Origin of the sequence: Rhodococcus opacus B4 (assembly GCF_000010805.1) — a bacterium.
Classification (GTDB): domain Bacteria; phylum Actinomycetota; class Actinomycetes; order Mycobacteriales; family Mycobacteriaceae; genus Rhodococcus_F; species Rhodococcus_F opacus_C.
Genome location: NC_012522.1, coordinates 2,485,179 through 2,501,772, shown reverse-complemented (window position 1 = coordinate 2,501,772; position 16,594 = coordinate 2,485,179). Strand labels below are relative to the sequence as shown.

General features: G+C 71.0%; 5 protein-coding genes. 4 read left to right on the top strand and 1 reads right to left on the bottom strand.

Going from position 1 to position 16,594, the window contains the following annotated elements; all coding sequences use genetic code 11:
* The first annotated feature begins 60 nt into the window (after positions 1-60).
* Positions 61-6,615, top strand: coding sequence for a non-ribosomal peptide synthetase (locus tag ROP_RS11575; protein WP_167315955.1), 6,555 nt, complete (start codon positions 61-63; stop codon positions 6,613-6,615).
* Between the two features lie 10 nt (positions 6,616-6,625).
* On the opposite strand, the gene ROP_RS11570 is transcribed toward ROP_RS11575, so the two are convergent.
* Positions 6,626-7,603: an ABC transporter substrate-binding protein gene (locus tag ROP_RS11570; protein WP_012689529.1), complete on the bottom strand. Its 978-nt coding sequence runs from the start codon at positions 7,601-7,603 to the stop codon at positions 6,626-6,628.
* A 141-nt stretch (positions 7,604-7,744) separates the two neighbouring features.
* On the opposite strand from ROP_RS11570, the gene ROP_RS11565 reads away from it, so the two are divergent.
* The 3 genes from ROP_RS11565 to ROP_RS11555 are packed head-to-tail and all read left to right on the top strand — an operon-like array spanning position 7,745 to position 16,520.
* Entirely contained in the window at positions 7,745-8,455 is a 711-nt protein-coding gene (locus ROP_RS11565; RefSeq protein WP_043826447.1) for a hypothetical protein, read from the top strand.
* A gap of 47 nt (positions 8,456-8,502) precedes the next feature.
* Positions 8,503-11,964: a non-ribosomal peptide synthetase gene (locus ROP_RS11560; RefSeq protein WP_012689527.1), complete on the top strand. Its 3,462-nt coding sequence runs from the start codon at positions 8,503-8,505 to the stop codon at positions 11,962-11,964.
* Positions 11,961-16,520 carry a non-ribosomal peptide synthetase gene (locus ROP_RS11555; RefSeq protein WP_012689526.1) on the top strand — a complete coding sequence of 1,520 codons (4,560 nt, stop codon included), beginning with the start codon at positions 11,961-11,963 and terminating at the stop codon, positions 16,518-16,520. Before ROP_RS11560 ends, ROP_RS11555 begins: the two co-directional genes overlap by 4 nt.
* Positions 16,521-16,594: the final 74 nt, after the last annotated feature.

Here is a 16,594-nt window from a genome sequence, read left to right as displayed (position 1 = left end):
ACCCTGATTGCCTACCCGAATCGGCAAAAGCCATCGGAACGTGGGAAGGACCCTCCGACGGTGTCACCCAGCGATGTCGACCCGAATCTGGCCGCGCAGGAGCGGCGACGGACTCTGTTGCGCCGCAAGCTCACCGAGCGTAATCTCACCGCCGATACCGTCCGTGCGCACGCCGTCCGGAAGCGAGATCCGCGATCCCGGTTCCCGCTGTCCGAGGGCCAGCGACGCATGTGGTTCGTCCACGACCTCGACCCCACCCACGCCGCACTGAACATCGGTGTCGGTGTCGAACTCGAGGGCGCGCTCGACACCGACCGCCTGTTCCGCTCGGTGCAGACGGTGACGGCCCGCCACGACCTCCTGCGCACGACATACCACACCGACGCCGACGGGACCCCGTTCCAGGTGGTGGCCGAACGGGGAACACCCGCGTGGACCGTGCACGACGTGTCCGGTCTGGCGGTCGGGGAACGCGACGAGCAGATCGGGCGCCTGGCCGCCGAGGAATTCGCCCGGCCGTTCGACCTCACGACCGACCCCCCGTTGCGCACGACGGTGATTCGCACCGCTCCGAATCGGCACGTGCTGCTGCTCGTCGCGCACCACATCGCGTGGGACGACGATTCCTGGGGGCTCTTCTTCGCCGACCTCGGCGAGGCCTACGAGAGCACCGCCCCGGTCGACGCCCTCCGGATTCGCGACGATACCGCCCAGTATCTCGACGTGGAGGTGCTCGACCGTCCCGACACCTCCGACGCCGATCGCGAAGACGTCGCGTACTGGCGGTCGGTGTACGCGCAACCGCCGGAGGCACTGGAACTGCCCGGCGAACACGGACGGCCGTCCGCCGTCCCGGCAGTGTCCGCGGCCCTCGGGGGGCGCGTGCCCGACGAGGTGGCCGAGCGGGTGCGCGCTCTCGCACACAAGACCGGTGCCACGCCGTTCATGGTCCTTCTCGCCGCCTTCGTCGCGGTGGTGCACCGCTATACCGGGTCGGCCGATCTCCTCACCGCCACACCGGTCGTCAACCGGCCCGCGGCAGCCGGACGCGCTCTCGGCTATTTCGGCAACACGGTCGTCCTGCGGAACCGGGTCGACCCGCGCGGATCGTTCCGCAGCCTGGTCGAGCACACCCGGGACGTCGCCGTCGGCGCCTTCACCCATCAGGGGGCCGGACTCGACCGCGTGGTCCGCGAGGTGAACCCCGGCCGCGGCGGGGGACTCGACGCGCTGCCGCGACTGGGATTCGGAGTCCGCTCCGGCATCGGCACCGGTTTCCGGCCGCCCGGAATTACCTGCGCCCGGACAGACCTGCACGGCGCCGTCGCCCAGGTGCCGCTCGGCGTCATGGCGGAATTCGACGACGGCATCACGCTCGAACTCGAATACCAGACCGAGGTTCTCGACGAGAATCTCGCTGCTCAGTTGCTGCGCCACTTCGTGCAGTTCCTCTCGGCCGCGTCCGAGGAGCCGGACCGCCCGATCGACGTCATCGACCTCCTCGGCGCCGACCGGGCACGCGTGTCGGACTGGTCGCGGGGCGCGCGGGCACCGGCGGCCACCCGGACTCTGCCCGACCTCGTGCAGGCCCGGATCGCCGAGACCCCGGACGCGGTGGCACTGGTACTCGACGACCTCCGGATCAGCTACGCCGAACTCGGAGCCCGGGCCAACCGCCTCGCCCACTGGCTGATCGCGCAGTCGATCGGCCCGGAGGATCTCGTGGCACTGCCGTTCGGGCGGTCCGTCGAGATGGTCGTCGCCGCCCTGGCGGTGGTGCAGACGGGCGCCGCGTACCTGCCGATCGACCCCACCTACCCGGCCGACCGGATCGAATACCTGCTCACCGACGCGCGCCCGACCTCGACCCTGGACGATCTGGACGCCGCGGAGGCGGCGGCCCAGGACTTTCCCGCGACACCGCCGACCGACGCGGACCGCGTCCGCCCGCTGCGAACCGCAAACCTGGCCTACGTCATCTACACGTCCGGGTCCACCGGGCTCCCGAAAGGGGTGGCCATCTCCCATGCCGCCATCGTCGAGCACTTCGAGTGGATGGAACGCGAGTACGTCGCCTACTCGGATGACGCGCTGCTGCAGGTCGCCTCGACGAGCTTCGACGTCTCGGTCGGGGAGATCTTCGGAACCCTGTTCGGCGGTGCCCGGCTCGTCATTCCGAAGCCGGACGGCCTGACCGACATCCCGTACCTGACGACTCTGCTGCGGACCGAACACGTGACCGCCATGCATTTCGTGCCGTCGCTGCTCGGGTTGTTCCTCATGCTGCCGGGAGCGGAGGAGTGGACGAGTCTGCGCCGGGTCCCGATCGGCGGGGAGGCGCTGCCGGGTGAACTCGCCGACAAGTTCACCGCGACGTTCGACGCCATGCTGCACAACTTCTACGGGCCCACCGAGACCACACTCGCCGCCACCCGGTTCAAGGTCGAGGGCGCGCAGGGAACGAGGACCGTTCCGATCGGGACGCCGAAGGCCAACACCGAGGTATATGTGCTCGACCCGGTGCTCGGCCTGGTGCCGCCGGGCGTCGTGGGCGAGGTCTACATCGGCGGTTCACAGCTGGCCCGGGGCTACCTCGGTCGCCCGGCGCTGACCGCCGAGCGTTTCGTGGCCGACCCGCACACCCCCTGCGGAAGGCTCTATCGCACCGGGGATCTCGCCCGCTGGAATTCCGACGGCGACCTCGAGTTCGTCGGACGCGCCGACGACCAGGTCAAGATCCGCGGGTACCGGATCGAACTCGGCGAGGTGGAGGCCGCCGTCACCGCGCATCCGGCGGTGGCCGCGGCGGTGGTGATCGCGCACGAGTCGGAGGCCGCCGGGAAGTCACTGGCCGCGTACGTCGTCGCGGCATCGCCCGATGCGCTCGACACCGCCGACGTGCGCGCACGGGTCGCCGACGCGCTCCCCGAGCACATGGTCCCGGCGACGGTCACCGTCGTCCGCGAGATCCCGATCACCGCGAACGGCAAGCTGGACCGCGGTGCGCTGCCGGCACCGGAACCGCAGGCGCCGGCCCCGTCCCGGGAACCGTCGACGCCGACCGAGGCCCGGCTGTGCGCGATCTTCGCCGACGCACTCGGGCGCGACCGGGTCGGCGTCGACGAGTCCTTCTTCGACCTCGGTGGGCACTCGTTGCTCGCGACGCGACTGGTGTCGCGGCTGCGGGCCGAGTTCGGCGCCGACGTCTCCATCCGCGACGCCTTCGAAGTCCCCACCGTCGCGGGCCTCGCCGCACTGGTCGACGCGCGGGGCGAGGCGGCCGGTGCGTCGCCGCGCCCCGGGTTGCGGCGCGCCGAGCGGCCGCCGCGAATTCCCCTGTCGTACGCGCAGTTGCGGCTGTGGTTTCTGTACCGGCTCGAAGGGCCGAACCCTACGTACGACATCCCGTTCGCGGCCCGCATCGACGGCCCCCTCGACGCCGGCGCGCTGGCCGAGGCGATCGGCGACGTCGTCGCGCGGCACGAGATCCTGCGCACCACCTATCCGGACCACGAGGGGAAGCCGTACCAACTGGTGCACGATCCGTCGCCGATCGATGTGCCGCTGGTGGACCTCGGCGCGCACGGCGACCGGGAATCCCGGCTCGCCGCGGAACTCGCCGAGGCCGCCGCACACAGTTTCGTTCTCGAATCGGAACTTCCGATCCGCGCCCGGATCCTGCGCCTCGCACCCGGGGAACATGTCGTCTCGCTCGTGATCCATCACATCGCCGGCGACGAGTGGTCGGCCCCGATACTGTTCGGCGACCTCGCCGTCGCCTACGCCGCGCGCCTCGGGGGCACCGCACCGGCCTGGCCCGAACTGCCGCTGCAGTATGCGGATTACGCACTGTGGCAACGCGAGATGCTCGACGACGACACTTCCACCGACACGGTGGGTGGCCGGCAGATCGCCTACTGGCGGTCGGTGCTGGCCGACCTTCCGGAGGACACCACGGTTCTCCGCGACCGCCCGCGCCCGCCGATCGCCTCGAGCCGCGGCGACACCGTCACGTTCGCGGTCCCGGACCGCGTGCACGCCGGGCTCACCGAACTCGCCCGCACGTGCGGTGCGAGCGAGTTCATGATCCTGCAGACGGCGGTCGCGGTGCTTCTCGCCAAACTGGGTGCGGGCGAGGACATCCCGCTGGGCACCCCGGTCGCGGGCCGCGCCGAACACGACCTCCGTGAGATCGTCGGATTCTTCGTCAACACGCTGGTGCTGCGTAACGATCTGTCGGGAAACCCCACCCTGCGCACCGCGGTCCTCCGGGCCCGCGAGACGGCGCTCGGGGCGTTCTCCCACCAGGATCTGCCGTTCGAGCGACTCGTCGACGTGCTCGGGCCCGACCGCTCGCTGTCCCGGCATCCGTTGTTCCAGGTGCTGGTGCACCTCCGTGAGTCGGGTGCGCACAGCGAGGTGCGGGCGGTCGGGGTCGGCCGCGACGTTCGACTGACGACGATCGTGCCCGAATCCGGCACGGCCAAGTTCGATCTCACCGTCGACTTCCACGTCACCGACGGTGAACTCCGCGGCGGGCTGAACTACCGCACGGACCTCTACGATCGCCGCACCGTCGAACGCCTCGCCACGTGGCTCGGCCGCGTCCTCGCCGAGTTCGCCGACCACCCCGACCGGCACCTCCGCGACGTCGACGTCAGCGCACCTGCCGACCGGGAACGACTGCTCGGCTGGTCGCGCGGCGACGCGCCCGATCCCGCGGCGCCAGCGTCGGTGCCCGAACTACTCGAGCCGAGCCGCGCATTCGGCCCCGACGTGATCGCCGTCGAATGCGGCGACGACACGGTCACGTATCCGCGGCTGCACGTTCTCAGCGACCGGCTCGCCGCCCTGCTGCGTCGGCGGGGCGCGGGGCCCGGCACCTTCGTCGCCCTCGCGGTTCCCCGGTCGATCGACATGGTGGTCGCACTCGTCGCGGTGATGAAATCGGGCGCGGCGTTCCTTCCCCTCGACCTCCGGTATCCCGCGGAGCGGCTTGCGTTCATGATCGCCGACGCCGCCCCGGTCTGCGTCGTCACGACGGGCGCGGTCGGTGGAACGCTGCCGCCGGTGCCGGGGGTGGACCTGCTGGTCCTGGACGATCCCGCAACAATCCACGACCTCGCCGGAGTCGCAGTGGAGACCTTGCCGTTCCCGCGGGGCGATGAGGCCGCGTACTTCCTCTTCACGTCGGGATCCACCGGACGTCCGAAGGGGGTCGTCGGAACGCACCGGGCGATGGCGAACCGCCTCGCCTGGCAGCCCCGGCTGTTCCCGGTGCACCCGCCGGCAGATGCGCCCGACGCGGGTGACGTGCGGCTCGCGCAGGGATCGCTCAGCTTCCTCGACGGCGGCCTCGAGTTGCTCGCGGGCATTGCCGCCGGCGCGCGGCTGATCCTCGCCGACGACGCGGAGGCGCGCGACCTCGAAGCCCTGGCCCGGCTCCTCGGCCGCCATCCGATCGGCCAGGTCACCGCCGTGGCCAGCGCGGTGTCCGTGCTCGTCGACACCGCGCCCGATGTCGTGCGCCGGGTCCCCCGCTGGGTGTGCAGCGGCGAACCGCTCACACCGTCGCTGCTCGCCGCGCTCGCAGGCACCGCACCGGACAGTGACATCGTGAACGCCTACGGCACCACCGAAACCGCGGGCTCCATCGTCCGCGGCCTGATGGAACCGGGAGTCCTGCGGGTGGGCCGGCCGGTGCCCGGCGTGCGCCTGCTCGTCCTCGACGACGCCCTGAAACCGGTGCCGCAGGGGGTGGTCGGTGAGATCTATGTGGCCGGCGCGCAATTGGCGCGGGGGTACTGGAACCGCCCGGGGCTCACGGCGGCACGCTTCGTCGCGCACCCGTCCCCGGATCGAGCGGGCGAGCGTCTGTACCGCACCGGCGACCGTGGGTCGTGGAACCCGGACGGCCATCTGTGCTTCGCCGGGCGCACCGATCACCAGGTCAAGGTGCGTGGGTACCGGATCGAGCTGGGCGAGGTGGAGAACGCGTTGCGGTCCGCGCCCGGGGTTGCGACGGCGGCGGCGCGGACGTACGGCCGGGACGGTGCGACGTCGCTGGCCGGGTACGTGGTTCCGCGCGACACGGGGCCTGATCGGGACGAGGGCCAGTTCCTGGCCGCCGTGCGCGCCCACCTGGACCGGACGCTGCCCGGGTACATGCTGCCCGCGACGGTCACGGCGCTCGAAACCATGCCCACGACGGGCTCCGGCAAACTCGATCGACTGTCCCTGCCCGTCCCGCAGGTGGCGACCGCCGGCCACTTCGAGCCCCCGGTCACCGCGACCGAGCGGGCGCTGGCCGCCCTGTTCGAGGAGATCCTCGGGGTGACGGAGGTGGGCCGGAGCGACGGGTTCTTCACCCTCGGCGGCGACAGTATCGTCTCCATCCAGTTGGCGGGCCGCGCGCGGTCCGCGGGTCTGGTGCTGACGCCGCAACTGGTATTCGAGTATTCGACGCTCGCCGAGCTGGCCGAGGCGTGCGACCGCGCCGCCGCGCAGGCGGAGCCGGAGCCGGAGCCCGCCGAGCCGAGTGCACCGATGAGTGTGTCCGGACTGGACCCGGACCAGTTGGCGGCGCTGCGAAAGTCGTGGGACGCGCGGGGTTGACCGCGACGGGTCAGCCCTGCGCGGCGCCCGCCAGGGCCGGTTCGAGCGCGTCGAGGACGTAGGGGATGGACAGCGGCGACGGGACGTTGAGGCCCGTCCCCGTGGCGAGGTCGAGGAAGGCGACCCCGTTCTTCCGGACCGCGGGGAGGTCGTCCCAGCCCGGTAGCGACGTCGCGCTGCTCTGAAATCCTTCCTGGCCGGTCATGACCAGCAGGTCGACGTTCAGCTCGTTCACCCGTTCCGGCGAGAGCGGAATCCGCCCGCCGGCACCTGCCTGGTCGACGAGGTTCTGCGGAAGGGCCAGGCCGAGGTCCGCGAACAGGTCGGCGGCGCCGTCGTCGGGGTCGGCGAGCACCATCAGTTGCGTGGGGCCGTGCAGATAGGTCGTGGCGAAGGTCTTGCCTGCCAGCCCAGGATTGCGGGCGGCGACCTCGCCGATCCGGGCGTGCACGTCGTCGGTGACCGAGCGGGCCTGATCCTCCTTGTCCAGGATTCGGCCCATGATCTCGACCTGGCTCTCCCACGACTCGATCTGGGACGTGCTGATGCTGGGAAGCGTGGGCGCGAGCCGGCTCAGCCGGTCGTACGACTGCTGGTCCGTGGCGAATCCGGGCGCGAGGACGAGGTCGGGGTTCAGCGCCGCGACCTGTTCGACGATATCGCCGCGGGCGTCGATCGCCGTCGAGTTCGCCAGCTCGGCCGGTTCCCACGGCCCCGGAGTGCCACCCGTGGTGAGTGCGACGTTGTCGATGTAGCCGACCGGTGTGACGCCCAGAACCTGGGTCGCATCGAGCCATTGCGTGCCCAGAGCCACGATCCGTTCGGGAATCCCGTCGATCGTCGTCGAGCCCATCGTGTGGTCGATGGTGACGGTGTGTCCCGATTCCGGTTCGGCGGGCGTCGCTTCACCGCAGGCCGCCGCGGACGCGAAGGCCAGCGCACCGGTCACGAGGGTGGCAGCGATTCGCCGGATGCGACCGCGCGCCACGGACGGCCGGTGAGTTCGGTGAGGCGAGGGTGGAACCTGCTTCGGACTCCGCATGAAAGGAATCGTTCCAGCCTGAGCCGAATTAGAAAAGGCTATGCTAACAACTCGTTGGTCGAGCACGTGTCCCTCAGCGAGGACGAGATGCGATCACAAGAGAAATCCGGTTCGATGTCCGTGGTCACCGTGGCGGTCGCCGCGGGAGTGTCCGCTGTCGTCTCCGCGATCGTCGTCTCGATCGGCGTCGTCGGGATGGTTCTGCTGGACAGGGGGAACACTGCGCCGCCGCAGACCATCGTCGCAGCATTTCCCAGTCAGGCGCCGGCCGCTCCCACGTCTGCTGCCCCGAGCGCACGGCCGGGGGCGGCCGCTCCGCCTGCCGCGGTGCAGTCGGCTCCGCCGGTCGCGCCTCCGCCCGCTGCCGCCCCCGCACCCGCAGTGCCACCACCGCCCGCGGTGGCGGAGGAACCGCCGGCAGCCGAAGAGACCGTCGCCCCACAGGCCCCGCCGGTCCTGTCGGAGGGGCAGTTGGCCGGCAAGCTTCAACTCCTCCTCGACCCCGGCACCGCGCCGGAGATCAAGGCGGGCGAACTCGAGGCGGGCGAAGCCGGTCTGGGCATGATCGGACCGGTCGCCGACGCGCTCGCACTCGCCGGTCCCGCATACAGCTGGACCGTCGTCGGTCCGGTGTCGGTCGACGGCGACCTGCTCACCGCTCAACTGAAGACGTCGCTCGTGGGCTTCGGTGACCGATTCCAGCCGATCACGTGGATATGGCTCGACGGGAACTGGAAGCTGACCAACGAGAGCGGATGCGCGCTGGCGGCGATGGCGATGGTGCCATGCCCGGCCTGACGTAGGTTGCGACACGGTTGGCGCGAGCGGGCGGCGAAGGAGCAGCGATGGGAAGCGCGCGGATATCCACGGACGACATCCGCGAGGTGGTCTCGCAACAACTCGGAATCCCGGCCGAACGCATCGAACCTGGCTCCGACCTGATCGGGCTGGGCCTGGACTCCATCCGGATGATGAAACTCGCGGGCGGGTGGCGCAAACGCGGATTCGACGTGAACTTCGCCGAACTCGCCGCGCATCCGTCGGTCGAGCAGTGGTGCGAACTCCTCGGTCGACGAGCGCCGCGCGAACCGGCCGCCCGCCCCGACGGTAGCGCACCGATCGCCGCAGGTGAGGCTTTCCCATTGGCGCCCATGCAGCACGCGTACTGGGTGGGGCGCTCGGAAGGCCAGGAACTCGGTGGCGTCGCCGCCCACCTCTACGTCGAATTCGACGGCCCGGCCCTCGATCCCGTCGCGTTGGCGGGCGCCGTCGACGCGCTCGTGGCGCATCACCCGATGCTGCGCGCCCAGTTCCTCCCCGACGGAACCCAGCGGATACTCGCACTGCCGGGCAGACCGGTGTTCACCGTGGTGGATCTCCGCGACCGCAGCGACGACGACGTGTCGACGCGGCTCGACGGAGTTCGCGACATGAAGACGCATCAGCGCCTGGCGGTCGAGGACGGGCAGGTACTCGACATTACGCTCAGCCGGTTGCCGGGAGGCCGCGCCCGGTTGCACCTCGACGTGGACATGCTGGCCGCCGACGCGATGAGCTACCGCATCCTCGTAGACGACCTCGCCCGGCTCTACGGTGGCGGCGAGCTCCCGGCGACGGACTACAGTTTCCGGTACTACCTGGAAAGGTCTGTCGCGCATACTGTTCCGAAACGCGACCGTGACTGGTGGCGGAGCCGACTCGCCGACCTTCCTGCCGCCCCGGCACTCCCCGTCGTCCCCGAGGCGGAGCGGGTCGATCCGTGCCTTACCGTCCGCTACCACCACTGGCTGGACGCCTCCGCGAAGAGCCGGTTGCTGGCCGAATCCCATCGCCGGGGCGTCACCCCCGCGATGGCGCTCGCCTCGGTCTTCGCCGAGGTGATCGGTCGCTGGTCCACCGAACCGCGGTTCCTGCTGAACCTTCCGCTGTTCCACCGCGAGGACACCCACCCCGACGTGGAACGTCTCGTCGGCGACTTCACGTCGTCCGTGCTGCTCGAGGTCGACCTGCGCGACACCGCGTCGGTGTCGGAGCGGGCGGAGGCTCTGCAACGGGCGATGCACGCCGCGGGCGCGCACGCCGCCTACACGGGACTCGACGTACTCCGCGACCTCGGGCGATCCCGCGGCGAGCCGGTACTCGCCCCCGTCGTCTACACGTCGGCCCTGAATCTGGGAGAGCTGTTCTCCGAGGGCGCCACCGACATCTTCGGCGAACCGGTGTGGATCATCTCGCAGGGACCGCAGGTGCTGCTCGACGCCCAGGTGACCGAGGTCAGCGGCGGGCTGCTCCTCAACTGGGACGTACGGACATCCGCGTTCCGGCCGGGCGTGATCGACGCGATGTTCGCCCGGTACACGGCGGCCGTCGACCGACTCGCCGATGCCGGATTCTGGACCGCCCGTGCGGCACCGGCGCTCCCCGCGGACCAGCGCGAGACCCGGACCCGGGTGAACGCGACCACCGTCGCCGTTCCGCGGAACACCCTGCACGAGGGGTTCTTCGGGCACGCGGCAGTCGACCCCGGCCACCCGGCGGTGCTGTGGGGCGCCGACGGGTGCTCGACGTACGGCGAGTTGGCCGACCGGGCGTTGCGTGTCGGCGCGGCACTCACAGACGCCGGAGTCGGAGCGGGGGACGCCGTCGCCGTCCAGCTTCCCCAGGGGCCGGTGCAGATCGTCGCGGTCCTCGGAGTCTTGGCCGCGGGTGGTGTGTACGTACCCGTCGGATTCCATCAGCCGGAGGCACGCCGGGCGCGCATCCTCGCCACGGCCGGCGTGGTCGCGGCGATCACGACCGACCCCGCCACCTTCGACGGGACCGGCATTCCGGCGCTGGCGGTCGAGGCCGCGGCCACCCATCCGAGTCCCCTTCCGGACCCGGCCCGGCCCGATCCGGAGGAACTGGCGTACGTGCTCTTCACGTCCGGTTCGACGGGCACGCCGAAGGGCGTCGAGGTTCCGCATCGTGCGGCGATGAACACGATCGCAGACCTGAACGCGCGCTTCGAGATCGGTGCGGCGGATCGCTGTCTCGCCGTGTCGGCGCTGGAATTCGACCTCTCGGTGTACGACCTCTTCGGGCTCCTGTCCGCGGGCGGCACCGTCGTGGCCGTCGACGACGCGAACCGGCAGTCGCCCGACGGCTGGGTCGACGCCGTTCGCCGGCACGGGGTGACCGTGCTGAACTGCGTGCCGAGCATCCTCGACATGATGCTGTCCGTCGGCGGTGACGCGCTCGCGGGATCGCTGCGCGTCGTCATCGTCGGTGGCGACGTGGTGGGGGTCGACCTTCCCCGGCGGGTCGCGGCACAACTCCCGGGGTGCCGGTTCGCCGGCCTCGGCGGCACGACGGAAACCGCCATCCACTCGACGATCTGCGAGGTGGTGGAGCCACCGGATTTCTGGCGGTCCGTGCCCTACGGCACCCCGCTCGGGAACGTGCAGTGCCGGGTCGTGAACACAGCCGGACTCGACTGCCCCGAGTGGGTGGCCGGTGAGTTGTGGATCGGCGGAGACGGAGTGGCCCGCGGATATCGCGGCGACCCGGAACGGAGCGCGGACCGATTCGTCGCCGTCGGCGGGCAGCGCTGGTACCGGACCGGTGATCTCGCCCGGTACTGGCCGGACGGCACTCTCGAATTCCTCGGGCGCGCCGACCATCAGGTCCAGATCCGTGGATACCGGATCGAGCTGGGGGAGGTGGAGGCAGCGTTGCGGTCGCTGCCGCCCGTCCACCTTGCCGTGGCCGCCATCGTCGGAACCACGACACCTAAACTCGCTGCCGCGGTGACCATCTCGACGACACCGGCCTCCGATCTCGCCGGGCAACTCGCTGCCCTCCTGCCCGCGCAGATGATCCCCGAACGGATCGTGACTCTGGAGACTTTCCCGCTGACCCCGAACGGCAAGCTGGACCGCCGTGCCTTGTGGGCCGTCCTCGACGACGACGGCGCCGCAACCCCTGCGTTCGTGGCACCTCGGACCAGTCTGGAGGCCGCGCTCGCCGACGTCGTCGGCACCGTACTCGAACGCCGGGAGGTCGGGGCATCGGACGACTTCTTCGCCCTCGGCGGCGATTCCGTCCTCGCAACGACGGCGATCGCCCGGATACGCGACTGGCTGGACGCACCGCACGCGACCGTCGCCGACATCTTCGCGGCCCGCACCGTGGCCGAGCTCGCGCATCGGCTGGACGCGAACGACGCTGTGCCCGGACGCCTGGAACGGGTGGCCGAGGTGTACCTCGAGGTCGCGGGCATGGACGACGAGGAGATCGCCACACGAGAGGCAGCAGACCGACGATGACCGCGACCGACAACCCCGCACCGGAGATCGAGGACGTCCTCGTACTCAGCCCGCTGCAGGAGGGATTGTTCACCCTCGCCCGCACCATCACCGACGGCGTCGACCCCTACACGATCCAGTTCGTCGCCGACATCGACGGTCCCGTCGACGTTCCGCTGTTGCGGCGGAGCATCGACGCGGTACTCGGCCGACACCCGAACCTTCGAGTGTCCTTCTGGGACCGGGACCTTCCGCACCCGGTGCAGATCGTTCCGGCCCGGGTGACGGTGCCGTGGCGGGAGGTCGACGCCGCGGCCGGTGAACTGGCCGCACTCGCCGACGCCGAACGTCGCAGGCCGTTCGACCTCGCGAACGGTCCGGCCCTGCGGTTCGTGCTTGCCCGGCGGGCCCCCGCATCGTTCCGGTTGATCTGCACCGCCCACCACATCGTCATGGACGGCTGGTCGGTGCCGATCTTCGTGCAGGAACTCGTCGGCGCCTATCTCGCGGACGGGTCCCTCGACCTCCTGCTCGCCCCGCGCCTGTACCGCGACTACATCGCGTGGCTGGCAGCGCAGGACAAGGTCGCGGCCCTCACGGCGTGGCGTGATCACCTCGCGGACATCGACGGCCCGACGATGCTCGCTGAGGGTCGTTTCCGCCGGACCTCCGCCGGGGTCGACACCCTTCCCGGTAAGGCGGAGCTGACTCTCGGCGCCCGGGACACCGACGCCCTGCTGCAGTGGACCCGTGCGCACGGGCTGACCGTCAACACCGCAACGCAATTCGCGTGGGCGCTGCTGCTGGGTCGGCTGACGGACCGCACGAGCGTCGTGTTCGGCGCGACGACCGCGGGCCGCCCCGACAGCCTCGCCGGGGTCGAGACGATGATCGGCTTGTTCATCAACACCCTCCCCGTGCATGTCCGGCTGGACGATGCGACGACGGTGCTCGAGCAGTGCACGGCCCTGCAACAGGAGTTCGCCCGGTTGCGGACGCACGGGTACGTCGGGCTGTCCGAGGTGCAGCGGCTGGCAGGCACGGGTGACCTGTTCGACTCTTTGATGGTGTTCCAGAACGCGCCCCGCGGCAGTGTCGCGGACCCCGTGACCGCGCCCGACGGGGTGACGTTCACGCCGGTCGAGATGGACAGTCTCACCCACTACCCGCTGACCCTCGTCCCCTACCTGGACGGCGGAACGCTCGGGCTCGTCGTCGAACATCGCCCCGACCTCCTCCCGCACCTCGGCGCGCACGAGGTCGGGGAGCGGTTGCTGCACGTGCTTCGCCAACTTCCTCGTGCGGGCGACGCACGGCCGGGCGTCATCGATATCCTCGTCCCCGGCGAACGCGAACGGATTCTCGCAGCCGCCGTGACCCCCGAAATACTTTGCGGCGAACTGCCGCCCGCCGCCACCGTCCACGGACTCCTCGCGCATCACGCCGCCGTCACCCCGGACGCCGCGGCGATCACCACGTCCGAGATCACGCTCACCCACCGGGACGTCGACGCTGCCGCCAACCGGCTGGCGCGAGAACTCCTGGACCGCGGAATCCGGCCCGAGGAGGCGGTCGCCGTGGTGCTGCCCCGGTCTCCGGAGTTCCTGATCTCAATGTTTGCGGTCGCGAAGGCCGGGGGCACGGCCGTGCCCCTCGCCGTCGACGGTCCTGCGGCGCGACGGGATTCGATCCTCACCCAGACCGGGGCCCGGATAGCGCTGACCACCCCCGAATTCGCGATCGCCGGGCTCGACGCCGTCGACGTCCCCACGGTCCTCGCTGGTGCGGGTCCGGCGCCGAGCCCGGGAGTCGACGTCGATCCCGCGCAGAGTCTGTACGTCATCTTCACGTCCGGATCCACCGGGGAGCCCAAGGGTGTCGTCGCGACGCATCGCGGGATCGTCAGGCTCCTCGCCGACCATCGCCGGCGCGTGTACCGCCCGGCTGCGCAGCGACTGGGTCGGCCGCTCACCGTCGGTCACGCCTGGTCCCTGACATTCGACGCATCCTGGCAGCCGCTGCTCGCCCTGCTCGACGGTCACGCCGTCGCGCTGTTCGATTCCGACGCGATGCGTGACCCGGACCTGCTGGTCCGCGGCATCGTCGCGCGCGGGGTCGACATGCTCGAGACGTCCCCGGCGATGTTCACCCAGCTCGCGCCGGCGGGCCTGCTGTTCGAGGACGGTGGTGAGACCCGGTGCCGGCTCGCGGTGCTGGGGCTCGGCGGCGAGGCGGTCGGGGAGGCGGCGTGGGCGCGGTGCCGGGCACTTCCGGGCACCGACGTCTTCAATTTCTACGGTCCCACGGAGACGACCGTCGACGCCCTCGTCGCGGGGTTCGCAGACACCCCGGCGCCGTCGGTGGGGCGCCCGCTGGCGGGGATGGGCGCGTACGTTCTCGACTCGGCCCTGCGCCTCGTGCCGGACGGCGTGGCGGGGGAACTGTACCTGTCGGGGGACCAGGTGACCCGCGGCTATCTCGACCGTCCCGGGAGCACGTCCGAGCGCTTCGTCGCGCACCCCTTCGCCCTCGGCGAACGTCTCTACCGCACCGGCGATCTCGTACGCCGCACGCCGACAGGCACATTCGACTACCTCGGCCGCGGCGACGACCAGATTCAGATCCGCGGTCACCGCGTCGAACTCGCGGAGATCGAGGCGGCACTGCAGGCGCTGCCCGAGGTCACGTCGGCGGCCGTGCTGACCGCGGAACGCCCGACGGGCCCCGGACTGACCGCGTTCGTGGTCTCGTCCGGGGACATCGACCCGTCCGCCCTGCGCACCGCGCTCGCGGACACGTTGCCGCCGTACATGATTCCGTCGCGCTTCACCGGGGTGACGGAGCTGCCGCGGACGCCGAACGGAAAGCTCGACGCGCGGGCGCTCCTCGCCGTCGAGGCCCGGCGCGAGGACGACGGAGACGCTGAAGCGGAAACCCCGACCGAGGCCCTGCTGCTGAGGCTGCTCGCGGAACTGGTCGGCACCGACAGCATCGGTGCGACGACGGACTTCTTCGATCTCGGTGTCGACAGCATCGCCGCCATCTCGTTCGTGAACAAGGTCCGAGCGCACGGCCTCGCGATCACCCCGCGGCTCGTGGCGACACATCCCACCGTCCGCGATCTCGCGGCCGCGGCGGACCGTGCCGCGGCGACCACGGCGGTGCGCGGTCCCGCGGAGGTCGGGGAGGTGCCACCGCTGCCGGTGGTGTCGTGGTTGTTCGAGTGCGACGGGTTCCGCCGATTCACCCAGACGCAGCTGATCCGGCTCCCCGCGGACGTGACCGAGCGCCGGCTGGCCGGCACCCTGCAGACGGTGATCGATGCGCACGCTGTGCTGCGCGCAATTCTCACGCGCACCGGCCGGGGATATCGCGTCGTCACGCGCGAGGCGGGGACGGTGCCGGCCGCCTCGCTGCTGCAGGCGGTGGAGGTGACCGGCGCCCTCGGCGATCACCTCGCGGCCGAGGCGCGCGCGGCCATCGACCGGATCGACCCCGAACACGGCGTGCCGCTGCAGGCGGTGCTGTTCCGGCCGCAGCCCGGTGTCGCCCAGCAGCAGCGTGCGCCCGTGCTTCTGCTCACGATCCACCACCTCGCCGTCGACGCGGTCTCGTGGGCCGTGCTGCTCGCCGATCTCGCCGCGGCGTGGGAGGGCACGGCGCTCCCGCCGGAGGCGACGTCGTACCGGCGGTTCTCCGAACTCATGGCCGAACGCGCGGAAACACCGGAAGTCGTGGCGCAGCGTGACTTCTGGGTGCGGCAGTGCGCGGGTCCCGACCCGGTGCTGGGTTCGCGGCGTCTCGATCCGGCGGTGGATCGCGCGTCGTCCCTCGCGGTCACCACGACGGTCACGTCACCGCAGGTCACCGCGTCAGTAGTGGCTCGTGCGGCCGGAGTCCGGGAGATCCTGCTCGCAGCACTCGCGGCGACGGTCGCGCAGTGGCGGCGACTGCGCGGCGACGACCCGGCCGCGGGCACACTCGTCGCGCTCGAAGGGCACGGCCGCGCCGACCACCTGGTGTCCGATTTCGGAACCGACACGACCCGCACGGTGGGATGGTTCACCACGGTCTTCCCCGTGCGGCTCGGCGCCGGCGCCGGGTGGGCGCACACGCTCGACCCGGACGTCCCGGACCGGGGATTGCGGGACCGCGGGGTGCTCGACCGAATCCTCGCCGACATCTCTGCGGACGTCGGGGCGGTCCCGAACGCGGGCACCGACTTCGGGCTGCTGCGGTGGACGGCCGAAGACCCGCAGTTGGCCGTCGACCCGCAGATCGAGTTCAACTATCTGGGCCGCTTCGACTTCGGGCCGGAGACGGTGGGGGACTGGTCGCCGATCACGGACCGGGATCTCCACGCACGCCTCCCGCTCGCTCCGGAACCGGATCTCCCTCTGCGATACGAGCTGGAGGTGATCGCCGCGGTCGGGTCGAACTCGCGCGGCCCCGAAATCGTCACCAGCTGGAGGTGGAGCCGAGACGTGTTCACACAGGAGGAGATCGACCGCGTCACGTGCCTGTGGAACGACGCCCTCGCGGCGTTCGCCGAGGCGCTGCGACCCCCAGGCACGTGAGTGGCAAAGTGTGCCCCGGCACGCTTTGCCACTCACGTGGGGGTGGGGCGGGGGGGCGCGACGGGGCACGGTGG

What these genes read in the sequence shown, in the direction of transcription:
- ROP_RS11565 (WP_043826447.1), top strand. Translation starts at nt 7,745, where the DNA reads ATGCGATCACAAGAGAAATCCGGTTCGATGTCCGTGGTCACCGTGGCG.
- ROP_RS11560 (WP_012689527.1), top strand. Translation starts at nt 8,503, where the DNA reads ATGGGAAGCGCGCGGATATCCACGGACGACATCCGCGAGGTGGTCTCG.
- ROP_RS11555 (WP_012689526.1), top strand. Translation starts at nt 11,961, where the DNA reads ATGACCGCGACCGACAACCCCGCACCGGAGATCGAGGACGTCCTCGTA.